The following is a 24,790-nucleotide window of genomic DNA, read 5'->3' as shown; positions in this document are numbered from 1 at the left end:
AAGTTCAATTGACAATTTATTTAAGGGTGCTATAGCTTTCAAAGAGAAAGATTTTTTAGCCTATAAAGAATTATTTGAAGACCTTAAAGAAGGACAAAATCCTCATACACTTTTTATTGGTTGTTCAGATTCAAGGGTTGTGCCAAATTTAATCACCAAGACATTGCCAGGTGAACTTTTTGTTATCCGCAATATCGCAAATATTGTCCCACCTTATCGCCAAGCTGATGAGTATTTAGCAACCACTTCTGCTGTTGAGTATGCCCTAGAGGCATTAAAGGTTGAGAATATTATTATCTGCGGGCATTCGCATTGTGGTGGATGTGCAGCTTTGTATGAAGAGGAGCATTTTAAAGCAAGAATGCCTAATGTTAGGAATTGGTTAAAATTAATCCAAGGAGTAAAAGAGAGAGTTTTAGCACTTCAACCAAAGGATAAAATTATCCGCTCTTTTTTAACAGAGCAAATTAATATTGAAAATCAAATCAAAAATCTTTTCACTTACCCTAATGTAAAAGAAAAATACCTTGCACGCACACTTCATATTTATGGTTGGCATTATATTATTGAAAGCGGTGAGGTTTATAGTTATGATTTTAAAAAACACGAATTCAATTTATTAAAAAAGGATACGAGATGATTATAATCGCTGGACCTTGTGTAATAGAAAATGATGAAATTTTAGAGGAAATTGCCGAGAGCTTAAAACCAATAGCTAAAAACCCTCAAATAGATTTTTATTTTAAGGCAAGCTTTGATAAAGCTAATCGGACAAGTCTGGAGTCTTTTAGGGGACCTGGGATAGAGAGGGGTTTAGAATCTTTAGCTAATATCAAAAAGAAATTTGGTTATAAACTCTTAACAGATATTCACGAAACTTATCAAGTTAAACTTGCGTCCCAAGTTGTAGATATTCTACAAATACCTGCTTTTTTATGTCGTCAAACAGATTTGATTGTAGAGGCTGCTAAGAGCAGAGCAATTGTTAATATTAAAAAAGGACAATTTATGAATCCCAAGGATATGCAATATTCTGTTTTAAAAGCCATTAAAACGCGTGGGGGACAGAGGCAAGTTATGAGCAATCCCAAAAATATAAGATTACACTTACAGAAAGAGGGAGTAGCTTTGGTTATGGGAATTTAGTCGTGGATATGCGTTCATTAGTGATTATGAGAAAATTTGCACCTGTGATTTTTGATGCAACACACGCCGTGCAAATGCCAGGTGGTGCAGATGGAAAGAGTGATGGAGATTCAAAGTTTGCACCTATTTTAGCAAGGGCAGCGAGTGCTGTAGGGATTGATGGCTTATTTGCAGAGGTGCATACTAATCCCAAAAATGCTTTAAGTGATGGACCTAATATGCTAATGCCCGAGGTTTTAAATGAACTTATTAAAGAATTATTGCAAATTACTAATTTTATACAAAAGGAGCAAAAATGCAGTTAATTGAAGGGGAATTGTCATTAATTGGTGATGAGAAAATTGCCATTATTTCTAGTCGTTTTAACCACTTAATCACTGATAGATTGGTAGAGGGTGCTAAAGATTGTTTTTTACGTCATGGTGGAGTGGAGGAGAATTTAACACATATCTTAGTTCCAGGTGCTTTTGAGATTCCCTTCGCATTAGAGAAGATACTAGCACAAGGTAATTATGATGGTGTTTGTTGTTTAGGTGCTATTATCCGTGGTTCCACTCCGCACTTTGATTATGTAAGTGCTGAATCCACTAAGGGTATCGCTAATGTTACTATTCGTTATGGTGCTGCCGTTACTTTTGGCGTTTTAACAACTGATTCCATTGAGCAAGCTATTGAGAGGGCGGGGACAAAATCTGGCAATAAGGGATTTGAATCCATGAGTGGTTTGATTGAACTCATTAATTTATACCGAAAGATTGGAGCTTAAGTGGCTACAAGGAGCCAAGCACGTGGAGTTGTTATGCAATTACTTTATGCTTATGGTAGCGGGAATGAAAATATTGAGAACTTTATAGAAGAGGTTTTACAGGAGCAAAAGATAAAAAATACCCAAAAGCAGTTTGCTATGAATCTTTTCTTTGGCGTTATTCATCATTTAAAAGCAATTGATTTACGTATTACCCATCAATTAAAAGAATGGAATTTTTCACGTATTGGAGAGATGGAAAAAGCAATTTTAAGGCTTGGTGTTTATGAGATCGTTTATACATCAACTGATAAGGCAATTGTGATTAATGAAGCCTTGGAAATTACCAAAGGTTTTTGTAATGATAATTCTACAAAATTTGTTAATGGAGTCTTAGATGGTGTTTGCAAAAATTTACAAATACCTTTAGAAGAGATTGAAAGAATGATCTGCTCTAAAGGTTGATAGAGCTAAATTTTTGTATTTTTAAGTTATTTATTGTAAAATGTCGCCGTTAAAAATTATTATTTAAGGAGAAAAATTAAATGGCTGGTTATATTGAATTAACAGGACAAAATTTTGACGAAACTATTAAAGACGGTGTTGCGTTAATAGATTTTTGGGCACCTTGGTGCGGACCTTGTAGGATGATTGCCCCTATTATTGATAAGCTTGCAGAAGCATATGAAGGAAAAGCAAAGATTTGCAAAGTCAATACTGATGAGCAACAAGAATTAGCAGAAAAATTCGGAATCCGCTCTATCCCAACAATTTATTTTTATAAAGATGGTCAAAAAGTAGATGAGATTGTTGGTGCTTCAACAGAACAAGAGTTTAAAAATAAGCTTGATAGCTTGATTTAAATTGAATATAGATAATTAAAAAGGGTAAAAGTGAAAAAATGTTGCCCTGGTTTTTCTATAGCGTTTATCATTGTTTTTGCAGTAGGTGCATTTTTATATTATCAATATTCTTTTACTTCTGTTTCAAAAATATATTTTAATCAGGATTCTTTTTATGAGGAAGAGGATGGAGAAGTTAATTTATTTGAGCCTATGAGTGAAAAATACCAATTATGTTTTTATAGCTCTTATATGCCTAAATGGGAAGAATTTTTAAAGAGCAAAATAAAGCAAAATGAAAGTATTTTAGCTATAGATATGTATCAATTAGGGCAAAACAACTCTAAAGAAATTATTGATTTAAAAGTTTCTAGCGGAGTTATGTTGAAACTCATTCACGAATTTGATATTAGAATGCTTCCACAATGTTTTTTAATTAAACAAAATCAAGAGAATTTAATGTTATATCAAAGAGTTAAAAATAAAGGTATTTATAAATTATTAAATTTTAAATCTATGTAAGGAGAAAATTATGTTAGAAGTAGCTATTATTGGTGGAGGACCTGCTGGACTTAGTGCTGGATTATATGCAACAAGAGGCGGGTTGAAAGATGTTATAATGTTTGAAAAAGGAATGCCTGGTGGGCAAATTACTACAAGTAGTGAATTGGAGAATTATCCCGGAGTGGCTGAAGTAAAAAGCGGTTTTGATTTTATGGCACCTTGGCAAGAGCAATGCTTTAGGTTTGGTTTAAAACATGAGATGGCAGAAGTTATACGCATAAAAAAGAAATTAGATTTTTTTGTCATAGTTTTAAGTGATGGCAAAGAAATAGAAGCTAAATCTGTTATTGTAGCCACAGGGGGCAGCCCTAAACGTTCTAATGTAAAGGGTGAGGATACTTATTGGGGTAAAGGAGTTAGTTCTTGTGCGACTTGTGATGGATTTTTTTATAAAAACAAAGAAGTTGCTGTTTTAGGGGGAGGAGATACCGCTATTGAGGAGTCCATCTATCTAGCAAAAATTTGTTCTAAAGTGACAATTATTCATAGGAGAAATGAGTTTAGAGCAGCACCTATAACAGTGCAAAGGGCTAAAAGCCTATCTAATATCGAATTTTTAACCCCTTATGGAATTGAAGAAATTTGTGGAGATAATTCTGGAGTTACAGGATTGAAATTAAAAAATTTAGAAAACAATGCGACCAAAGAGATTAATATTGCAGGTATTTTTATGCTCATTGGATATAATGTGAATAATGCAGTGTTAATGCAAGAGGATGGGACATCACTTTGTGCTATGAATGAATATGGACAAGCAATAGTTAATTTAAAGATGGAAACCAACATTCCTGGATTGTTTGTAGCGGGTGATTTAAGGCAAGATGCTCCCAAACAAGTAGTTTGTGCAGCTTCAGATGGTGCAACAGCAGCTTTAGGGGCTATAGAGTTTGTTGAGCATCATAAATAAGGAAATTATATGTTGGGTATTGGAGTTTTTGGGGCGAGTGGTCGTGTTGGGAGATTAATCGTTGAATTTATAAAAGAAAGTCCTAATATTAAGTTAGGAAGTCTTTATACGCGTAAAGTTTTAGACTTTTGTGTCGAATCAGAAACTCTTATTACTAGTGATTTAAAAGCTTTTTTAGAGAATTGTGAGGTTGTGATTGATTTTACTACCCCACAAGGCACAGAACAACTTTTAGAAGTAGCTTTATCGCACCCAAAACCTATTGTGATTGGAACAACAGGCTTAGAATTTCATTGTGAAAATCTTATTAAAGAGGCTTCTAAAAAGATGCCAATCTTTTATGCTAGTAATATGTCCTTGGGAGTAGCGGTTTTAAATCGCACTATTGCAATGGTGGCGAATGCTTTAAAAGATTTTGATATTGAAATTGTAGAAACGCACCATAAGCACAAAAAGGATTCACCAAGTGGGACTGCACTAAGTCTTGCTAAGACTTGTGCAGTAGCTAGAGGATTAGAACTTGATAAAGTTAGAATAAGTGGAAGAGATGGGAATATTGGAGAGAGGAGCGAAAGGGAAATTGGAGTTATGTCTCTTCGTGGAGGTGATGTTGTAGGGAAGCATAATGTTGGCTTTTATGGTGATGGAGAGTATTTAGAATTAATTCATACCGCAACTTCAAGATTGACTTTTGCAAAGGGTGCTATTAAAGCAGCAGTTTGGTTAAAAAATCAGCCAAATGGATTTTATAGTATTGAAGATTTTTTAAATTTTTGAGGTTTTTTGTGGAAAATAAAGACTGGAAAGAAGAATGTGCTGTAGTAGGCGTTTATAATGTAGCAAATGCTGCTAGTATGGCTTATTATTCACTTTTTTCTATGCAGCATCGCGGACAGGAAGCAACAGGGATTTCTTCTTCTAATGGAGAAAAAATTGTTACAATCAAAAGAAAGGGATTGGTAACAGAAGTTTTTGATAATGAATCTTTAAGCAAACTCAAAGGATTTAGTGCAATAGGGCATAATCGTTATTCAACCGCTGGTGAGGATTCTATGGCAGATGCACAACCTATTTTTGCCCGTTATGATTTAGGGCAGGTAGCCATTGTGCATAATGGAAACTTAACCAATGCTAAAGAAATTAAACAAGAACTCATTAGGGATGGTGCCATTTTTCAGAGTTATATGGATACAGAAAACCTTATCCATTTAATAGCAAGGGCAAAGCAAGAAAATCTTGTAGATAGAATAAAAGAAGCGATTTTACACCTTAGAGGTGCTTTTTGTTTTATTATACTTAGTCGCAAAAAAATGTTTGTTATCCGTGACTGCAACGGATTTCGCCCCTTAAGCCTTGGAGAGATTAAAAATGCAGATGGTAGTGTTGGGTATATTGTAGCAAGCGAAACTTGTGCTTTTGATTTAGTAGGTGCTAAATACTTGCGTGATGTTGCACCAGGTGAGATGTTAGTCTTTTCGCAAAAGGGAATGCAAAGCTATAATATTATGCCACCCAATCCTTATCCTTGTGTGTTTGAATATGTTTATTTTGCAAGACCAGATAGCCATATTTATGGGAATGTCGTTTATAACATTAGGAAAGCTATGGGGGAGGAACTAGCTCTTGAAAACCCTATAGAAGCAGATTTAGTAATTCCTGTGCCAGATAGTGGTGTAGCTGCTGCTATTGGATATTCCCAAAAAAGCGGCATCCCTTTTGAATTAGGAATTATTAGGAATCATTACATTGGCAGAACCTTTATTGAACCTACACAACAAATTAGAGAGTTAAAGGTTCGATTAAAATTAAATCCTATTAAAGATCTTATTGAAAATAAACGCATTATAGTTATTGATGATTCTATAGTTAGAGGGACGACAAGTAAGCAGATTGTAAAAATTTTAAGAGATTGTGGGGCAAAAGAAATACATATGAAGATTTCTTCACCTCCAACGATTTCTCCCTGTTATTATGGTGTTGATACTCCAGATATTTCTGAACTTATTAGTGCAAGAATGAGTAATAAGGAAGTGTGTGAATTTATTGGTGCGGATTCCCTATCTTTTCTTTCATTGGAGGGGTTAAAACGTAGTGTTGGCTTAAAGGATTATAAATTCTGTCAAGCTTGTTTTGATGGTAAATATATTCTATAAAGGTCTTGTATGAAGCAAATGCTGACTTTTGGACGCTATTGCAAACGTCGTTTTGGGCAAAAGGTGAGAAAAATACCTATAGCACTTGCGGGTTTTACTTGTCCTAATATTGATGGAACGGTTGCAAAGGGTGGATGTATTTTTTGCAAGAATGAAAGTTTTTCTCCCACATTAGAGCACGAACCTAAAGTAGCTTTAAAAATGAATCCTAATATGCAAGAAAATCCTTTATTACAAACGCAACTACAACAACTTCATAATCAATATAAATGGCAAAGTGATTTTCACAAAAATAAATTTGGTATTGAACGTTATATGATATATTTTCAATCCTTTACCAACACTTATGCTCCTTTTTCTACTCTACAAAAGCTTTATACACAAGCTCTTAATCTCCCAAATGTCGTAGGAATGTCTATTGGAACTAGAACCGATAGTGTAAATTTAGAGCTTTTAGACTTCTTAGCCACTTTGCAAGAAACAAAACGGCAGGAAATTTGGGTAGAATATGGGATACAATCTGTTTATGATGAGACCCTAGCCTTTATTAATCGAGGGCATAGCACAGATGGAATGGAGTATTGGATTAATGAAACTAAAAAAAGAGGCTTGAAGGTATGCTCTCATATTATTTATGGTTTGCCTAAAGAGAGTAAAGAGATGATGCTACATAGTTTAAAAACGGTCTTAAAATGGGGGAGTGATGGAATAAAGGTTCATCCTTTGTATGTGATTGAAAAAACAGCCTTAGCACAAATGTATCATAAAGGAGAGTATCAGCCTATTACCCTTAGGGAGTATATTGATATTATCGTAGAATCTTTAAAGATAATCTCTCCAAATGTTGTGATTCACAGAGTAAGTGCGGGCGTAAGGAATGATACCCTATTAGCCCCTAAATGGTGTTTTGACAAAAATATTCAAATGCGTAGTATTCGGGAAGCCTTAAAAAAAGCTGGTATTGAGTATTAGTTCTATTTAAAGGCGTTATAAGCCGATTTGCTCTATCATCGTAAGATTTAAAAGGAGATGATATGCAAGTTTGTTATGATGTAAAAACAGAGCCTTCTTTAAAGAGAGAAAAGACTGCTTTTGTTTGTGTTGATATTCAAGAAAAGATTTTTGAAGTAATGCAAGAAAAAGAGAGGTTATTAAAAAACGCTAATAGGCTTTTAAAAGTTTCAGAAATATTAGGATTTAAGACACTTGTTTTAGAGCAATATCCAAAAGGACTAGGAAAGAGTATTGTGCAATGTAGTATAGAGCCTTTAGAGAAGCTCTCCTTTAGTGCTTTTGGGGAAAAGAAATTTTGCCACTCTTTACAAGAGGAGCAAATACAAACTTTGGTTATTTTTGGGATTGAAAGCCATGTATGTGTGCGTGAGAGTGCTTTTGATGCTAAACAAAGAGGTTTTGAAACTTATGTTATAGAAGATTCTTGTAGCTCTAGAGATTTATTGCATCATCATTTAGCTATGCAAGAATTAAGGAATGGAGGGGTTAGGATTATAAGCAGTGAGACTTTACTCTTTACTTCCTTATTGCATTGTAAAGAGGAGCATTTCAAAGCCATTAGTGCGTTGGTTAAAGATTAGTTTTTAAAATAGAGGTTTATAAAAATGCTATAATTTCTACCTTAAATTAGAATTGAAAGGAAAGATATTGCCAAAACAACAAATGCAACTTGAAAATAATACGGAAGTATTAGAGAAAATTCAAGAGCCTACGCGTTATAAAGTAATTTTGCTAAATGATGATTATACAACACAAGAATTTGTAATGGAGATATTACAGAGTATTTTTCATAAAAATTTGGAGGAATCTTTAAATTTAATGTTACAAATTCATCATAATGGCAAGGGTGTTTGTGGTGTGTATCCTTATGATATTGCTGAAACAAAAGCTATGCAGGTTAGAAAGAAAGCCAAAGAGAATGAATTTCCTTTGCGAGCAATTTTAGAAAAGGTTTAGAGTAAAACAATGATAGAAATTAGTAGAGAATTGAATTTTATTTTAAAAAGTGCACAAAACAATGCGAAAGATTTAGGGCATGAATATTTAACTTTAGAGCATTTATTTCACGCTCTTTTAAGCAATCCAAAGATTATTAAAACACTTCAAGAATGCGGAGGAAATGTAGAGATAATAAAGGAGCAAATTGAAGCTTATTTATTAAATCATATTCAAAAACACCAAAATCATAGTGAGATGCCTATAGAAACTTTAGCGGTTACTCGTGTTATAGAAATTATGATTAATCATGTAAGAGGATCGCAAAGGAAAGAAGCACAAGTAGGAGACTTACTAGCAGCTATTTTAGAGGAGGATAAGGCTTTTTGCTCTAAGGTATTGCATAATCAAGGCATTTCACGTTTAAATATTTTAGAATATATTACAGAACATCAAGGTTTATTTGCTCAAGATAAAAAAGATTCAATACAAGAGGGAAGTTTTTTGGAAAAGTATTGTATTAATCTTACTCAAGAAGCTAAAGATGGAAAAATAGATCCCATTATTGGAAGAAGTAAAGAAATCAAACGCACTTCCGAGGTTTTATTGCGTAAAAAGAAAAATAATCCTTTATTAGTAGGCGAGCCAGGAGTTGGTAAAACTGCAGTAGCAGAAGGGTTAGCTATTGAGCTAAACCAAAAAAATAATCCTTTATTTGGTATGGAACTTTTTTCGCTAAATATGGGTGCATTAGTGGCAGGGACAAAATATAGAGGGGATTTTGAAAAACGTATTAAAGCCTTAAGTGATGAGGTTTTAGCAAGAGGCAATGTGATTTTATTTATTGATGAGATTCATATGCTTGTTGGGGCAGGCTCTACAAATAATGGAAGTATGGACGCAAGCAATTTATTAAAGCCAATGCTTGGAAGTGGTAAGCTAAGGTGTATTGGTGCTAGTACTTATGCGGAATATCGTAATTTTTTAGATAGAGATAAAGCATTATCACGTCGCTTTGCTAAAATTGATGTGGATGAGCCTACAGAGGAAGAAACAATTTTGATTTTAGAGGGGGTGAAGAAGTATTATGAGAAGTTTCACAATGTCGTTTATACTAAGGAAGCATTGAAACTTGCTGTCGAACTCTCTGTAAGGTATTTGCACGATAAATTTTTACCCGATAAGGCTATTGATATTATTGATGAAGCGGGAGCTAGTTATAAGTTGCAGGGTAAGAGCGGTAGAGTGAGTTTAGAAACTATTAAACAAATGGTTGCAAAAATGGCAAAGATTCCTGAAATTGAAGCTACAAAAAACGATAAAGGCATATTAAAGCATTTAGATAAACATCTAAAATCTAGGATTTATGGACAAGATTTAGCTATTGAAGAGGTCGTAACTGCACTAAAACGCAATAAAGCAGGATTAAATCTCCCTAATAAACCCATTGGCTCTTTTCTTTTTAGTGGTCCAAGCGGAGTTGGTAAAACAGAACTTGCAAAGGAATTAGCAAAAGCTCTAGGAATAAACTTTGAACGTCTTGATATGAGTGAATATATGGAAAAACATTCAACCTCGCAACTAATAGGAGCACCAGCAGGATATGTTGGGTATGAAAGAGGAGGTATTTTAACAGAGATGATTAAAAAAAATCCTCATACGCTTTTATTGCTAGATGAGATAGAAAAGGCACATCCCGATGTTTTGAATATTTTTTTACAGGTTATGGATTATGCTAAATTAACAGATAATGATGGTATAAGCAGTGATTTTTCATCGGTTATCTTGATTATGACTTCTAATGTAGGCTCTAAAGAATCTCCAACTTTGGGATTTGCTCAAGATTCTACGATGAAGTTTAATCGTGCTATTAAAGAGAGTTTTTCCCCGAGTTTCGGAATAGATTTGATGCGATTATCGCCTTTAACCCTCTTAGTCATAAAGAAATTTTAAAGATTGTGGATAAAAGTATTATGGATTTAAATGCTCAAATTGCAGAGAAAAATGTTAAAGTTATTTTGCAAAAAAATGCTAAAGAATATCTAGTGCAGAAAGGATTCAATGAAGAATTGGGTGCTAGACCCCTAAATTTAGTCTTACAAAAAGAAATTAAAAATACTCTAAGTGATTTAATGTTGTTTGGTGATTTAAGTAAGGGAGGAGAGATTGTTTTTGAATATTCCAAAAAAGAAGACAAGCTAATTAGTAAAATCAAAAAAAGCAACTAAAATATGGAACTAAATTGGGAGTTTGATAGATATTTAGCGAGTATTTATCGTAGTAGTGGTTATTTGCATTGTATTGAAGAGATAGAATTCATCGATTTTAAAGAATTTGTTGGTTTAGAAAAAGAGATTGCCTTGCTATGCCAAAATACTCAATCTTTTCTCTCTAACAAGGAATGTGTTAATGTGCTTTTATGGGGAGCTAGAGGTTGTGGAAAGTCTTCACTCATTAAAGCTCTTTTGGGGAAATATGCTAAAGAGGGTTTAAGGGTTTTACAGATTTTAAAACAAGATTTACAAAAGATTCCTGAAATTTTTGATTATTTGAGAAACAAGCCTTATAAGTTTATTATTTTTTGTGATGATTTGAGTTTTGATAGGGATGAGAAAGAATATAAAGTTCTAAAAACATTTTTAGAAGGCAGTATTGAAGCATTCCCTAAAAATATTTTAATTTATGCAACTTCTAATAGGCGGCATTTATTGCAACAATTCCATGATGAAAATGAGATTTTTGGCTTTGAGGGTGATGAGGATAAGATTGCACTTAGTGATAGATTCCCTTTGTGTATAGGTTTTTATAGTTATGGGCATAAAGAATATTTGGAGGTCTTAGCGCAGTGTTTTAAAAAATCTAATATTTATGATGAATTTGCACATATCCAGCAAAAGGCTATCAATTATGCTACCCAAAAAGGTTCTAAAAGCCCAAGAATTGCTAAGCAGTTTTTCAAGCTTTACCAAAGTGGCTTAATAGATATTTTATAAAGGAGAGAGAATGATTAAGAAATGTTTATTTCCAGCTGCTGGTTATGGGACACGTTTTTTACCAGCCACTAAGGCTATACCTAAAGAGATGTTGCCAATACTTAATAAACCCCTTATACAATATGGTGTAGAAGAAGCCATTGAAGCAGGTATTACGAATATGGCAATTGTTACAGGGAGGGGCAAAAGGGCTTTGGAGGATCATTTTGATATTAGTTATGAATTAGAGCACCAAATTAAAGGGACAAGTAAAGAGAATTATCTTAAAGAAATACGAATGCTTTTAGAGAGATGCACTTTTTCTTATACGCGACAAATGGAGATGAGGGGCTTAGGGCACGCTATTTTAACTGCGGAAAATCTCATTGGCAATGAATCTTTTGCTGTGATTTTAAGTGATGATTTATGCGACAATAATCAAGATATTGGAGTACTTTTACAAATGTGTAAGATTTATGAAAAATATCGTTGTTCTATCGTTGCTGTGGAAGAAGTTGCTTTAGAGGATATTAGCAAATATGGCGTTATTGAAGGCAGAGAAGTGGGCGATGATGTATTTATGGTAGATAATATGATAGAAAAACCCTCTCAAGAAGAAGCTCCTAGTAATTTAGCTATTATTGGGAGATATATTTTAACACCTGATATTTTTGATATTTTAAGAGAGACAAAACCGGGTAAAAATGGAGAGATTCAAATCACGGATGCACTTTTAGAACAATGCAAAAAAGGTATGGTATTAGCCTATAAGTTTAGGGGAGAACGTTATGATTGCGGGAGTATTGATGGTTTTGTTAGGGCAACAAATGTTTTTTATCAAAAAATTCAAGGAAACTAGTGTATAGTCTAGACTTCTATATTTTTATTTGGTGCCTTTTATTTATAGCTTTACTGCCTTTTATGATTCTTTGTATTATTTTTGTAATTTATGAAAAAATAAAGAATTCATTAGAGTATCAGAAAAATAGGGAAGCAAAATTTAGAAATATTGATTATTTAATTTCTGTATTAAAAGGCACGCCAAGCACAGAAGTTACACAAGAAGTTTTAGATGCCTTTACTACGCATTTTATGCCTTTTGGGGATATTTCAAAAGAGAGTAAAGAATATCAAGGCAGAATGGATTTTATTTCTGCATTTGCACTTTGTAGCTCCATAGATATTGATAATGTAGTGCGCCATAGGGAAGAGTTTGTAAAAAGCAATCCAAATTTTAAAAAAGAAATTGAAACCGCCATTGGTTCAGCACTCAAAACTCGAGAGAGTGAAAAAAAGAAAAAATAGGATTAAGAAGATGGATTTTTTATGCGTTGAAGGTGGTAAGAGACTGCAAGGCTCTATTAATATTTCAGGAGCTAAGAATGCTGCTTTGCCACTTATTGCATTAAGCCTATTAAGTAAAGAACAAGTAACTTTGCATAATTTACCTAATGTTGTGGATATAAAAACTTTTTTTTTACTTTTAAAAATGCTTGGGTGTGAAGTGGAATTTCTTGATACTCACACAACAACATTAAGAATCCCAAAGATTCATAATACCAAAGCCACTTATGATATTGTGCGTAAAATGCGTGCTTCTATTTTGGTGCTTGGACCACTTTTAGGGAGGTTTAGGTATTGTGAGGTGAGTTTGCCAGGTGGCTGTGCTATTGGTGCTAGACCAGTAGATTTACATATTAAAGCATTAGAAAAGATGGGTGCTAAGATACATATACAAGGCGGATATATTGTTGCAGAAGCTAAGGAAGGATTAAAAGGAGCAGTGATTAATTTTGATAAAATCACCGTTACAGGTAGTGAAAATATCCTAATGGCAGCAGCTATGGCTAAGGGAAAAACAAAAATCATTAATCTTGCAAAAGAACCAGAAGTAATTCAGCTTTGCGAAGTTTTAAAAGCAAGCGGTATAGAAATTAAAGGTATTGGTAGTGATGAGGTAGAAATTTATGGAAGTGGAGGAGAGGCTTTAGAGTTACCTTCAAATATTTATGTTATTCCTGATAGGATTGAAGCAGGGACTTATTTATGTGCAGGTGCTATTACAAATTCCCAAATTACCTTACACCAAGTTAATCCTTCACATTTGGGAGCTATTATTTCAAAGTTAGAAGAAATAGGCTTTAAACTCACCTTTAATCAAGATTCTATTACGATTTATCCAACAAGTAAATTTTACCCCTTTGAAGTTTCTACTGCTGAATATCCTGGCTTTCCTACTGATATGCAAGCACAATTTATGGCATTAGCTACTCAATGTGAGGGAGCTAGTATTATTCAAGAGAGATTGTTTGAAAATCGTTTTATGCATGTTAGTGAATTACAAAGAATGGGAGCAAGTATTTCTTTGCATGGGAATATGGCTACTATTAATGGAGGTTATGAGCTTTTGGGGGCTGATGTAATGGCAACAGATTTGCGTGCTTCTAGTGCTTTAGTGTTAGCTGCATTGGTAGCTAAAGGAAAGACAAATATTCATAGAATCTATCATTTAGATAGAGGTTATGAAAAATTAGAAGAGAAATTTAGTAAATTAGGCACAAAGATTATAAGAGATAAAGAATGAGCATCCCTCATAATCCTGTTTTATTACAAGAAGTTTTAGAATCTTTTTGCACCCCTTTGGTGGTTGAAAATGGTGGTGTCTTCATTGATTGCACTCTAGGATTTGGGGGGCATAGTCAAGCCCTTTTGCAGAAATATCCTAAATTAAAAATTATTGGCATTGATCAAGATGAAGTAGCTATTGCTTATGCCTTTGAACGATTGAGTAAATTTAAAAATAGGTTTGAAGTAAAGTTTGGAAGATTTAGTGAGGTTTTACCAGATATTTGGAATGATGATATTGTAGGAATTTTGGCAGATATTGGCGTTTCTTCTATGCAATTTGATGATAAACAGAGGGGATTTTGTTTTGATTCGCCTTTATTGGATATGCGTATGAATCTTCATAATGCCCTAAATGCTAAAGAGATTGTTAATACCTACTCATTAACGCAATTAGAAAGAATTTTTAGAGATTTTGGGGAGATTGGAGAGTGGAAGAAACTAGCACGTTTAATTGTAGATTTTAGGAAAAAAGAAAAGATTGTTTGTGCGAGTGCTTTAAGTGAGTTAATTTCAAGGCATTTTAAACATACAAAAATACATCCAGCAACTCTTGCTTTTCAGGCTTTAAGGATTGAAGTTAATGATGAATTAGGGGAATTAGAGAGAATGCTTAAAATTTGTCAAGAAAAAAATTTTCAAAAAGGTGCTAGAGTAGGGATTATTTCTTTTCATTCTTTAGAGGATAGGATTGTAAAAACTGCTTTTAGGGATTGGGAAAGGAATTGTATATGCCCCAAAGAAGTGATGAAATGTGTATGTGGAAATCATCATAAAAGAGGTAAAAACTTTTATAAAAAGCCCCTAAGTGCAACAAAAGAAGAGATAAAGAATAATCCACGCTCTAGGAGTGCTAAATTAAGAGTGTTTGAGTTTGGTAATTAAGGCAAGAGAGTGGAAAATTATGAAAATTTGCGTCTTGAAGAAAAAGATAAAATAAAAAAGATGAATGTCTTTCAAAGGATTTTTACAAAAGATTCACAAATCTCTAGTGAAGATTTAGAATTTTTGGAAGAATATGAGAATCACTCTAAGAATATTAAAGATGCACAAGAAAAATCAGAAATTGATACTTTATATTTGCAGCAGCAGAATGCAAATATCTCATTGAAAATAGAAGAAAAAGAAGAAATTTTAGAAGAATTGGTAAAAAATTCAGAAGGTGAAATTCCTTTTAAAATGGTTAGTTTTGTTTTTTTGTTAATGTTTTTTGTTCTTGCTTTATTTGTGCCAAAAATCTATATTCGTAATAATATTTATTTTACTAGCCGTAATATTATTCAACTACAAGCACAATTAGATTCTTTAAATGAAGAGAATAGACATATTAAAAAACAATTAGAAGATATTAAGTTTAAAAATTTAACCCACGAACTTGATTTTTAAAAATTTTAAAATTGTGCTATAATGTAGCCTAATATTTTTGAAGTTTAAGGCGATTTTTAATGTCTGAAGTAATTGGTATTAAAATAGATAATCAAATTTATGATACTCAAAGTGCTAAAGAATTAGGCTTAGATGGTCAATCTATATATTTTGATAATTCTAAAGATTCTTTATTTATTATGCGTCATACCTGTGCGCATCTGATGGCTGAAGCCATTAAAGCATTATATCCAGAAGCACAATTTTTTGTGGGACCTGTTGTAGATGAGGGGTTTTATTATGATTTTAGAGTAAATCAAAAGATTGGTGAAGAAGACTTAATGCAAATTGAATCTAAAATGAAGGAAATTGCAAAAAAGGGTGAGACAATAGTTAAGTATTATTTACCAAGAGAAGAGGCTATAGAGAGGTTTAAGTCTGATGATTTAAAGCAAGCTGTTATTAAGAACATTCCATTAGGAGATGGGAGATTAAGCATTTATTCACAAGGAGAGTTTGAAGATTTATGCCGTGGTCCTCATTTGCCTACTTTGAAGTTACTCACTGCTTTTAAACTTACTAAAATTGCCGGGGCTTATCTTGGGGGAGATGAACAAGCAGAAATGCTAACGCGAATTTATGGCATTGCTTTTGCGGATAAGGAGAGTTTGAATCAATATTTAAAGCAACTTGAAGAAGCTAAGAGACGTGACCATAGAAAAGTGGGAATGGAGATGGAGCTTTTTAGCTTTGATGAGGAAATAGGTGCAGGATTGGTTATATGGCTTCCAAAGGGTGCTAGACTTAGAAGAAATATTGAAAATCTTTTAACACAGGCTTTAATTGAACGCGGATATGAGCCTGTAAGAGGTCCAGAGATTCTAAAAAGTGCTGTATGGAAACGTAGTGGGCATTATACAAATTATGGTGAAAATATGTATTTTACGACTATTGATGAGGTAGAATATGGCATTAAACCTATGAATTGTATTGGGCATATTAAAGTTTATCAAAGCACTTTGCGTAGCTATCGGGATTTACCTTTGAGGTTTTATGAATATGGTATTGTACATCGCCACGAGAAAAGTGGAGTTTTGCACGGGCTTTTGAGAGTGAGAGAATTTACACAAGATGATGCTCATATTTTTTGTCGCCCTAGTCAAATTGCAGAAGAAGTGCAAAATATTATTGACTTTACAAAGAAAATATTAAACGCCTTTGGATTTAGTTATGAGATGGAGATTTCTACACGTCCAGAAAAATCTATTGGCGATGATAAAATTTGGGAGGAAGCAACGCAAGCTTTAAAGTACGCCCTTAATGAATGTAGGATTGATTATGCAATTGATGAGGGCGGTGGAGCATTTTATGGTCCAAAAATTGATATTAAAATCACCGATGCCATTGGCAGGAAGTGGCAATGTGGGACTATACAAATTGATATGAATCTTCCAGAGAGATTTCAGTTAGAATATATAAGTGAAGATAATATCCCACAGCAACCTGTTATGATACATCGTGCTATTTTAGGAAGTTTTGAACGTTTTATTGCGATTTTAACAGAGCATTTTGGTGGGGAATTTCCATTTTTCATCGCACCTACACAAATTATTGTGATTCCTATTAATAGTCTTTGTAATGCTTATGCTAAAGAATTGTGTAAGGATTTATTAAAAAATGGTGTTTATGCAGAGATTGATGAAAAAAATGAAACCCTTAATAAACGCATTAGGAATGCTGAAAAACAGAGGGTTCCAATGATTGTTGTATTAGGAGAAAAAGAACTTGAAGAGAGAAAGATTTCTTTAAGGGACAGAAGGGATAAACAACAATCCCTTTGGGAATATGATAATTTTATCAAAATTATGAAGGAGAAAATGCGTGAGGTTAGTTTTTGAGTAAAAATGATAATATAGTCCTTAATGAGGACATTAATTTTCCAGAGATTAGGTGTATAGGCGATGATGGTGGGCAGTATGGCGTTATTAGTCCTAAGGAAGCTTTAGAGATTGCAGAGAGTAAGGGTTTAGATTTAGTCTTGATTGCTCCTGATGCTAAGCCTCCTGTTTGCAAGATAATGGATTATGGTAAATTTCGTTATCAACAAGAAAAGAAGCAAAAAGAAGCAAAAAAGAAGCAAAAACAAATAGAAATCAAGGAAATCAAGCTTTCTGTCAAGATTGCTTCTAATGATATAAACTATAAAGTTAAGCACGCTAAAGAATTTTTAAGCGAGAATAAGCATGTCCGTTTTCGAGTATTTTTGCGTGGGAGGGAAGTAGGTGAGCCACAAGCTGGTTTTGAAATTTTAAATAAGGTTGCTTCAATGCTTGAAGATGTTGCCAATGTTGATAAAGATTTTAAAGTAGAAGGTCGTTATGTGAATATGTTAGTAACACCTAAAAAATGATTTATCTTATGAAAGGAGTGAAAATGCCAAAAATGAAAACAAATCGCGGTGCAGCTAAAAGATTTAAGTTAAAAAAGAATCTTATTAAACGTGGTTCAGCTTTTAAAAGTCATATTTTGACAAAAAAGCGTCCAAGAAAAATTGCAAATCTTAATGCACCTAAATATGTTCATGATGCAAATCTTGAATCGGTTAAAAAAATGCTTTGTATGGCATAAATTTGAGTATGAGTTATTCCCCTTTAAAGTAAGGGTAAGTTTGGTAGAAATACCACACCATAAATGGTAAAGGAATTAAAATGGCAAGAGTAAAAACAGGCGTAGTTAGAAGAAGACGTCATAAGAAAATTTTAAAATTAGCACGAGGTTTTTATAGTGCAAGGCATAAGCACTTTAGAAAAGCAAAAGAACAGCTTGAAAGAAGTTTATGTTATGCTTTTCGTGATAGAAAACAAAAAAAAAGAGATTTTAGGAAGCTTTGGATTGTAAGAATTAATGCGGGTTGCAGAATGAATGCTATTAGTTATTCACGTTTTATGTTTGGTTTAAAAAAGGCTGGTATTGTATTAGATAGAAAAGTTTTAGCAGATATTGCGATGAATGAGCCACAGAATTTTGCAAAGATTGTTGAAAGTGCAAAAAAGGCTCTTTAAAATGGATTTTAATAATCCTAATGATTCCTATCTTAATAGAAAATAAAAGCTTTATTGATGGTTAAGAAGATTCTTATTTTTTTGGGTTGTATGGAAGCTCTCATAGGAACTGAAATGCTTGTATATCAAAATATTTCAGTAACGACAAAGATAGAACCTGCCTTGTTAATTGCTAATCCACAAATTAATGAGAGTGAAAAACTTAGGAATGAAAAGAATCTCTCTACTGCACAAAAAAACCAAATTATCCAAACCTTTAATCTTGTAAATCAAGAGATACAAAAATATGGAATTTGTAAGGGTGGTGGATTTGAAATTGCACCTTATTATATTTATGATAATGGTGGTATTAAAAAGCAAATAGGCTATCAAACACATTGGAGTGTTACTTGTGAGTTCAACAAAGATTTTTTAGAAACTTTCAATACTCATTTAAATTTTATTCAAAGTCAAATAGAGAAGAATCCTTATTTGGTTTTTACTCTTCCAAGTATTCACAGAAGTGTGGATGAAAATCAAGATAAAGAACTTGATGAGGAGCTTAATATTGCATTACTACAAAAAGCACAGGGTATTGCTAAAAAATATGCGAAAACCTTGCGAAAAAAATGTGAAATTAAAGAAATTACATTAGGAAAAGTTGAAGAGCCTGTAGCACCACTTTTTGCTCTTGCAAAGAGCAGTAGTAAGATAAACTCTAATGCTAGTTTAGATAGTATTATCTCCCCTACAGCAAAATTACAAAACAAGACTATTCAAGGTAAAATTATTTATCGCTGTTATTGATTTAAAAATTATAATTAGTCTTTATCATAATATTCTTTATTCCAACCACCACCTAAGGTTTTATAAAGATTGATAGCTGCACTTAGGTTTTCTAGTTTTACACTTTGTTGATTAAGCTCTGCTGCAAATAGATTACTTTGTGTTGTGAGAACTTCTAGATAGTTGGTGTAGCCCTCTTCATAACGAATCTGTGCTAAAACTAAAGCTCTTTTTAAGGCTTCTACTTGCTCATTAAGGCTTTGAATACGCTCATTACTAATAGAGTAATTAAAAAGCGAATCTCTAACTTCCCCAAAAGCCTTATTAATAGTTTGTCCATAGGTTAAGAGCATTTCTTGATATTGGGCTTTTGCAAGATTAATATTGGCATTTGTTCTACCTAAATCCAAGAGATTACTTACAAAGTTACCCCCGTAATTCCAAGTTGAAGAGGAGTTTTGTATTAAGTTATTGAGTTCTGGGCTAACATATCCCGCTAGACCTGTCAAAGAAATAGTAGGAAAATAAGCACTTCTTGCAATGCCAATAGCGAAATTAGCCGCCTTTAAATTTTGTGTTGCCGCTTCAATATCTGGACGTTGCTCTAAAATAGAGGAAGGCAATCCAACAGGTATAATAGGTGCATTAGGGAGCGTTTGTGGTTGTGTTGGAATCTCCACATTAAAAATACCCTCTGGGTCTCTTCCTAATAAGATTAAAAGTGCTGTCTGTGCAGCATTTTGTTCTTTTAATAAACTTTGTAATTGAGCTTTTACCGACGCTACTTCTGATTTTGCTTGTTGCATAATAATTTCTGAAGTTTGTCCTACTTCAAATTCTTTTTTACGGTATTGATAATTTTCTTCTCGTGCCTTTAAGGTATTTTGTGAAATTTGTATTTGGTTATTAAGCGTAAGGATACCAAAATAGCTTTCTACGACATTAGCAATAAGGCTTAATTTGATAGCATCTTGATTGGCTTTTATTGAAAGCAAAGTAGCATAAGCTTTTCTATCGGCATCCCTAGCTCTTCCCCATAAATCAAGTTCAAAGCTAACAACGCCACTTAGGGAAAAATTATTATAATTTTCTAGCTGGCCTTTATTGGAATCCTTTTTATTTCTTGTTGCCTCACCTTGTAATTTTATATTAGGGTATCTATCGCTTCTAGCATAGCTCCAACTACTTCTAGCTTGCGATACTCTTGACATTGCTAAGGCTAAATCATAGTTATTTTCTAACGCCTCTTGAACAAATAAATCAAGGGTTGAATCCCCAAAATCCTTCCACCAAGTTTCAGAGATTTTCTCTTCTGTTGGTTCTAAACCAAGATATTGAGGAAGATTAATTACAGGTTGGTGATAATTTGGGGAGAGGGAGCAGCTTGCTAGTAAAAAAGCAAAGCAGATAATACTAATTATATGATTCATTTTTATTCCTTAAGCGGGCTATAAATTCACTAAGTTTTGCAAAATAAGTATAAAAGAGGGGAATAAAGAGTGTAGCAATAAAAGTTGCGGCTAACATTCCCCCAATAACCCCCGTCCCAATGGCGTGCCGACTAGCACTTCCTGCACCTGTGCTAATAGCAAGGGGTAAAACTCCTATGGTAAAGGCTAATGAAGTCATTACAATAGGTCTAAATCTAAGTTTTGCCGCTTCAATAGCTGCATCAAAAATACTCTTTCCTTCTTTTTCCCGTGCTTGCATAGCAAATTCAACGATAAGTATCGCATTTTTCGCAGAGAGTGCAATGAGTGTTACAAGACCAATTTGAAAATAAATATCATTTTCTAATCCCCGAATCCAAGTTGCAAAAATAGCCCCAAAGACTGCAAAAGGAACGGCTGTTAAAACCGCTAATGGCATTAACCAACGCTCATATTGTGCGGCTAAAATTAAAAAAACAAAGATTAACCCAAAAATAAACGCAACTGCTCCTGTCCCACTGCTTGTTTTCTCTTGATAAGAGCTTCCAGACCAAGCAATGGTATAGCCATCGGGTAAAACTTCATTAGCTACTTCTTCAATAGCCTTTAGGGCATCGCCTGAAGAATAGCCTTGATTAGTGTTACCTGTAACTTGTGCGGCTGGAAAAAGGTTAAATCTCTGTAAAATATCTGCCCCAATTACTCTTTCAAAAGTTACTAATGCACTAATAGGGATTAATTCACCACTTTGAGAGCGAACAAACACATTGCGTAAATTCTCCGGAGATTCTCTAAAGGGGCTTTCAGATTGTATATTAACCTTGTAGGTTCTTCCATAGAGATTAAAGTCATTGACATAATAAGACCCAAAGGTAGATTGTAAGGTTGAGAAAACATCGGCTATATTAACGCCTAAGGATTTAGCCTTATCCCTATCAAGTGAAACATTATATTGCGGGATATTAGCATTTAATGTAGTCCTAAGTCCGGTTAGCTCTTTTCTTTCACTAGCTTTTTGTAAGACTAGTTGAGTGTATTTTTGAAGATCCTCTATACTGCCTCCTGTCCTATCTTGGATATACATTTCAAAACCTTCTGTTAAGCTAAGACCCATAATAGGAGGGGGATTTAGGGCAAAGATAATAGCATTTGGGTTTTGCATAAGCTGTTTAGTTAGAGAACCTGCTAATACTTGTGAGCTTTGGGAGGATTCTTTTCGCTCACCCCAATCTTTTAATTTAGCAAAAGCAGCACCCCCAAAAGTTCTAACCGCACTAGATAATATATCATATCCTGCTAAAACCATAATAGAATCTACTTCTTGATTGTTTCTTACGGTGCTTTCTACAAAGGAAGCCATTTGTGTTGTTTTACTAAGAGCAGTAGCGGGAGGGAGTTGCATAGAAATAAGCAAAATTCCTTTATCTTCAGCAGGGACTAAAGAGGTAGGAACGCGAGTAAATAACCCATAAGTAATGGCTAATAATCCTATAAATAAAATAAGGTATAGCATTCCTCGTCTAATAGAAATAGCTACGCTTTGTGTAAATTTATGGGTAAGCCAATCAAAAAAATTATTAAATTTTTTAACAATATAAAAAGGTTTTACTTCTTGATTTTTTAGGATAGAAACACAGAGTGCTGGAGTAAGCGTTAATGCTACAAATCCCGAAATAATCACAGATATAACAATAGTAATGGCAAATTGTTTATAAATCTCTCCAGAAAATCCACCGATAAAAGCTACGGGGATAAAAACTGCGGATAAAACTAAAACAATAGCTATAACAGGGCTTGCTATTTCTTCCATAGCTTTTGTGGTGGCTTCCTTAACAGAGAGTTTTTCTTGATGAATTATCCGCTCGACATTTTCTATAACAATAATGGCATCATCAACAACAATTCCAATGGCTAAGATGAGACCAAAGAGTGTTAAGAGATTAATAGAAAAGCCAAGTAAATAGATTCCCCCAAAGGCTCCAATAATGGATACTGGGACAGCTAATACAGGAATAATAGTTGCTCGGAAGTTTTGTAAGAAAAAATAGATAACAATAATCACTAAGATAATGGCTTCAATAAAGGTTTTAATAACTTCTTTTACAGAAATATGTACAAAGGCTGTTGTATCATAAGGAATAGCGTATTCTATGCCTTCTGGAAACTTTAAAGAAAGTTCTTTCATCTTTGCTTCGACATTACTAGCAACCTCTAAAGCATTTGCTCCAGGCTGCAAGAAAGTAGCAAATGCAACAGCGGGTTTGCCATTATAAAAGGCATTCACACTATAATCTTCTGCCCCTAATTCAACCCTTGCTATATCTTTAAGCAGCAAAGAAGAACCATCCGCATTAGTGCGGATTAAAATATTTTCAAATTCCTGTGGTGTGGAAAAACGTCCTTTGGTTGTAACCGTGTAGGTAAAGTCTAAGTCCTCTCTAATAGGCTCTTGCCCAAATGCACCTGCTGCAAATTGTGAGTTTTGCTCTTGAATAAGTGCGATAATCTCAGATGAGATAAGGTTGTATTTGTTGAGTTTTGCAGGATCTAGCCAAATCCTCATTGAATATTCTTGACGCGAAAAAAGTGTCGCATCGCCCACTCCGGGAATCCTTTTTAGCTCATCAATGATATTAATGGCTGCATAATTTGCAAGATAAGTTGGGTTTTGGCTTGTAAGGCTAGAGTAGAGAGAATAAACAGCTAAAATGGTAGAAGAACGTTTTTGGACACTTACTCCATACCTTTGCACTTCTTGAGGAAGTTTGCTTAAAACCGCCTGGACGCGATTATTAACATTAATAGTTGCTTGGTTGGGGTCTGTTTCATTAGTAAAAAAGACATTAATGGAAAGAGAGCCTGATGAAGTGGAGGAGGATTGCATATAAATCATTCCCTCCACCCCATTAATGCTATTTTCTAATACGCTTGCAACATTGTTTGAAATAACTGCCGCACTAGCTCCGGGATAAGTTGCTGTTATAACCACTTGTGGGGGGTAACTTGAGGGTATTCTTCTACAGGCAAAGAAAAGATTGATAAAGAGCCTGCAATAACAAGGACAATAGACATTACCATTGCAAGAACAGGGCGATTGATAAAAAACTTAGAAAACATAGAAACCCTTATTGATTTGTGGATTGATTCATTGGAGTTACAGGAGTGTTTGGACGAATTTTAATAAGTTGATTAGTGATAATAGTATCACCCTCTTCCAAACCTGATTGAATTAAAAAGGTATTTCCTACGCTATTTCCTAAAACAACTGGTGCTGGAGTGGCTTTTCCATCAATAATTTTATAAACATAGCTACCCTTAGAATCTTGCATAAGGGCTACTTGGGGAATGGCAATAGAATCTTTAGCTACTAAACCTTCTAGGTGGATACGTGAAAATTCTCCGGGAATAAGTAGGTTATCGGTGTTTTCTACAATAGCTCGTGCTTTAATAGTTGCTGTGCTAGCATCAATGATGCTATCAATAAAGTCTAACTTGCCTTCTTTTTCATAAATTTTGCCATTAGGTAGAATGTATTGCACGATGAGATTATCTTGTTCTAAACTCCTTAAAAAATAATAATCGTTGTTAGGGATTGAGAATTCTGCGTGAATAGGATTTAATTGAGTGATGGTAACAAGAATGTTATTCCCTCCTGCACCACCTACTAAATCCCCAATATCATATTTTTTGATACCGATTTTTCCACTTGCGGTTGCTATTACATCTGTATATCCTAAATCAATAAGAGCATTTTCTAAGTTAGCCTTAGCATTTTCAACCCCTGCACTAGCACTTTCATAAAGAGATAGAGCTTGATCTCTTTCTTTTGGACTTAAGGCTTTTTCTTCAAAAAGTTTTTTAGAACGTTCCCAGTTTCTACTAGCTTCTTTGAAATTCGCTTGTGCGGATTGAAGTTGTGCTTTGGCAATATTAACATTTGCTTCGTATTTTGCAGGGTCGATTTTAAAGAGTTTATCGCCTTTTTCAACAAAAGAACCCTCTGTGAAGTTTTGCTCTAAGAGTATTCCTTCTACTCTTGCATAAATATCAACACTTTGAAGGCTTTTAAGTTGCGTGGGGTATTCAAATGAGATGGGAATATTTTGTTTTTGAACCTTGTAGATACTAACAGGAATAGCCATATTTTGCGGTGAATCTTGCTTTTTGTCTTCGAAACAACCAGAAAGAAAGAATAAGCCACAAGACAAAATAAGTAATAATTTAGAGTAATGTTTCATCTTTATTCCTTAAAGATTTGATAGCC

Annotated in this window: 24 protein-coding genes and 3 pseudogenes; 24 read left to right on the top strand and 3 right to left on the bottom strand. The window is 33.9% G+C overall.

Annotation, left to right across the window (positions count from 1 at the left end):
• The first annotated feature begins 7 nt into the window (after positions 1–7).
• The 24 genes and pseudogenes from CDV25_RS04165 to CDV25_RS04050 all read left to right on the top strand — a co-directional run bounded on the left by CDV25_RS04165 (position 8) and on the right by CDV25_RS04050 (position 19,117).
• Positions 8–640, top strand: coding sequence for a carbonic anhydrase (locus tag CDV25_RS04165; protein ID WP_239056435.1), 633 nt, complete (start codon positions 8–10; stop codon positions 638–640).
• A pseudogene (kdsA, locus tag CDV25_RS04160) lies at positions 637–1,451 on the top strand (3-deoxy-8-phosphooctulonate synthase). Before CDV25_RS04165 ends, kdsA begins: the two are co-directional and overlap by 4 nt.
• Positions 1,442–1,912, top strand: a complete 471-nt coding sequence (gene ribH, locus CDV25_RS04155) for a 6,7-dimethyl-8-ribityllumazine synthase (protein WP_034553385.1) — start codon at positions 1,442–1,444, stop codon at positions 1,910–1,912. The pseudogene kdsA and the gene ribH overlap by 10 nt, the downstream one beginning before the upstream one ends.
• Complete coding sequence (gene nusB, locus CDV25_RS04150; protein WP_108910898.1) at positions 1,913–2,356, top strand: transcription antitermination factor NusB; 444 nt, start codon at positions 1,913–1,915, stop codon at positions 2,354–2,356.
• 80 nt (positions 2,357–2,436) lie between these two features.
• Complete coding sequence (gene trxA / locus CDV25_RS04145; RefSeq protein WP_034553390.1) at positions 2,437–2,754, top strand: thioredoxin; 318 nt, start codon at positions 2,437–2,439, stop codon at positions 2,752–2,754.
• A 30-nt stretch (positions 2,755–2,784) separates the two neighbouring features.
• The gene (locus tag CDV25_RS04140) at positions 2,785–3,255 is read left to right on the top strand and encodes a hypothetical protein (RefSeq protein ID WP_034553392.1); all 471 of its coding nucleotides are present in this window, start codon (positions 2,785–2,787) and stop codon (positions 3,253–3,255) included.
• A 10-nt stretch (positions 3,256–3,265) separates the two neighbouring features.
• Positions 3,266–4,204 (top strand): thioredoxin-disulfide reductase, encoded by a 939-nt coding sequence (gene trxB, locus CDV25_RS04135; RefSeq protein ID WP_034553394.1) that lies wholly within the window; start codon positions 3,266–3,268, stop codon positions 4,202–4,204.
• Positions 4,205–4,213: 9 nt separating this feature from the next.
• Complete coding sequence (dapB, locus tag CDV25_RS04130; RefSeq protein WP_108910897.1) at positions 4,214–4,981, top strand: 4-hydroxy-tetrahydrodipicolinate reductase; 768 nt, start codon at positions 4,214–4,216, stop codon at positions 4,979–4,981.
• A gap of 8 nt (positions 4,982–4,989) precedes the next feature.
• Positions 4,990–6,357, top strand: coding sequence for an amidophosphoribosyltransferase (purF, locus tag CDV25_RS04125; protein WP_108910896.1), 1,368 nt, complete (start codon positions 4,990–4,992; stop codon positions 6,355–6,357).
• Between the two features lie 9 nt (positions 6,358–6,366).
• Positions 6,367–7,329: a tRNA modification radical SAM protein MnmL/YtqA gene (mnmL, locus tag CDV25_RS04120; RefSeq protein WP_108910895.1), complete on the top strand. Its 963-nt coding sequence runs from the start codon at positions 6,367–6,369 to the stop codon at positions 7,327–7,329.
• 62 nt (positions 7,330–7,391) lie between these two features.
• Entirely contained in the window at positions 7,392–7,952 is a 561-nt protein-coding gene (locus CDV25_RS04115) for an isochorismatase family protein (protein ID WP_108910894.1), read from the top strand.
• Positions 7,953–8,019: 67 nt separating this feature from the next.
• A complete protein-coding gene (locus CDV25_RS04110) occupies positions 8,020–8,328 on the top strand; it encodes an ATP-dependent Clp protease adaptor ClpS (protein ID WP_084590147.1) in 309 nt (102 codons plus the stop codon).
• 9 nt (positions 8,329–8,337) lie between these two features.
• A pseudogene (locus CDV25_RS04105) lies at positions 8,338–10,535 on the top strand (AAA family ATPase).
• Between the two features lie 3 nt (positions 10,536–10,538).
• On the top strand, positions 10,539–11,300 hold the full coding sequence (locus CDV25_RS04100) for an ATP-binding protein (RefSeq protein ID WP_108910893.1): 762 nt from the start codon (positions 10,539–10,541) through the stop codon (positions 11,298–11,300).
• Between the two features lie 10 nt (positions 11,301–11,310).
• Positions 11,311–12,138, top strand: a complete 828-nt coding sequence (galU, locus tag CDV25_RS04095; RefSeq protein WP_108910892.1) for a UTP--glucose-1-phosphate uridylyltransferase GalU — start codon at positions 11,311–11,313, stop codon at positions 12,136–12,138.
• Positions 12,138–12,584 (top strand): hypothetical protein, encoded by a 447-nt coding sequence (locus tag CDV25_RS04090; protein WP_108910891.1) that lies wholly within the window; start codon positions 12,138–12,140, stop codon positions 12,582–12,584. The genes galU and CDV25_RS04090 overlap by 1 nt, the downstream gene beginning before the upstream one ends.
• A gap of 10 nt (positions 12,585–12,594) precedes the next feature.
• Positions 12,595–13,863 carry a UDP-N-acetylglucosamine 1-carboxyvinyltransferase gene (murA, locus tag CDV25_RS04085; protein WP_108910890.1) on the top strand — a complete coding sequence of 423 codons (1,269 nt, stop codon included), beginning with the start codon at positions 12,595–12,597 and terminating at the stop codon, positions 13,861–13,863.
• A complete protein-coding gene (rsmH, locus tag CDV25_RS04080; RefSeq protein ID WP_108910889.1) occupies positions 13,860–14,789 on the top strand; it encodes a 16S rRNA (cytosine(1402)-N(4))-methyltransferase RsmH in 930 nt (309 codons plus the stop codon). The genes murA and rsmH overlap by 4 nt, the downstream gene beginning before the upstream one ends.
• Before the next feature lie 9 nt (positions 14,790–14,798).
• Complete coding sequence (locus CDV25_RS04075; RefSeq protein ID WP_052087286.1) at positions 14,799–15,290, top strand: hypothetical protein; 492 nt, start codon at positions 14,799–14,801, stop codon at positions 15,288–15,290.
• A gap of 59 nt (positions 15,291–15,349) precedes the next feature.
• Positions 15,350–17,167 carry a threonine--tRNA ligase gene (thrS, locus tag CDV25_RS04070; RefSeq protein ID WP_108910888.1) on the top strand — a complete coding sequence of 606 codons (1,818 nt, stop codon included), beginning with the start codon at positions 15,350–15,352 and terminating at the stop codon, positions 17,165–17,167.
• The gene (gene infC / locus CDV25_RS04065; protein ID WP_034553893.1) at positions 17,164–17,679 is read left to right on the top strand and encodes a translation initiation factor IF-3; all 516 of its coding nucleotides are present in this window, start codon (positions 17,164–17,166) and stop codon (positions 17,677–17,679) included. Before thrS ends, infC begins: the two co-directional genes overlap by 4 nt.
• A gap of 23 nt (positions 17,680–17,702) precedes the next feature.
• Entirely contained in the window at positions 17,703–17,897 is a 195-nt protein-coding gene (gene rpmI / locus CDV25_RS04060) for a 50S ribosomal protein L35 (RefSeq protein WP_108910887.1), read from the top strand.
• An 80-nt stretch (positions 17,898–17,977) separates the two neighbouring features.
• Positions 17,978–18,331 (top strand): 50S ribosomal protein L20, encoded by a 354-nt coding sequence (gene rplT, locus CDV25_RS04055; RefSeq protein ID WP_108910886.1) that lies wholly within the window; start codon positions 17,978–17,980, stop codon positions 18,329–18,331.
• Positions 18,332–18,388: 57 nt separating this feature from the next.
• Positions 18,389–19,117 carry a hypothetical protein gene (locus CDV25_RS04050; protein WP_108910885.1) on the top strand — a complete coding sequence of 243 codons (729 nt, stop codon included), beginning with the start codon at positions 18,389–18,391 and terminating at the stop codon, positions 19,115–19,117.
• Positions 19,118–19,131: 14 nt separating this feature from the next.
• On the opposite strand, the gene CDV25_RS04045 is transcribed toward CDV25_RS04050, so the two are convergent.
• From CDV25_RS04045 to CDV25_RS04030, 3 genes and pseudogenes are all read right to left on the bottom strand, one after another.
• Positions 19,132–20,526, bottom strand: coding sequence for an efflux transporter outer membrane subunit (locus CDV25_RS04045; RefSeq protein ID WP_108910884.1), 1,395 nt, complete (start codon positions 20,524–20,526; stop codon positions 19,132–19,134).
• Positions 20,510–23,643 (bottom strand): annotated as a pseudogene (locus CDV25_RS04040) (efflux RND transporter permease subunit). Before CDV25_RS04040 ends, CDV25_RS04045 begins: the two are co-directional and overlap by 17 nt.
• Before the next feature lie 8 nt (positions 23,644–23,651).
• Positions 23,652–24,764, bottom strand: coding sequence for an efflux RND transporter periplasmic adaptor subunit (locus CDV25_RS04030; protein WP_108910881.1), 1,113 nt, complete (start codon positions 24,762–24,764; stop codon positions 23,652–23,654).
• Positions 24,765–24,790: the final 26 nt, after the last annotated feature.

It is taken from the genome of Helicobacter apodemus (genome assembly GCF_003097575.1).
GTDB classification, from domain to species: domain Bacteria; phylum Campylobacterota; class Campylobacteria; order Campylobacterales; family Helicobacteraceae; genus Helicobacter_D; species Helicobacter_D apodemus.
Note: the sequence above shows the minus strand (reverse complement) of the source record. Positions and strands in the feature narration are given on the sequence as shown.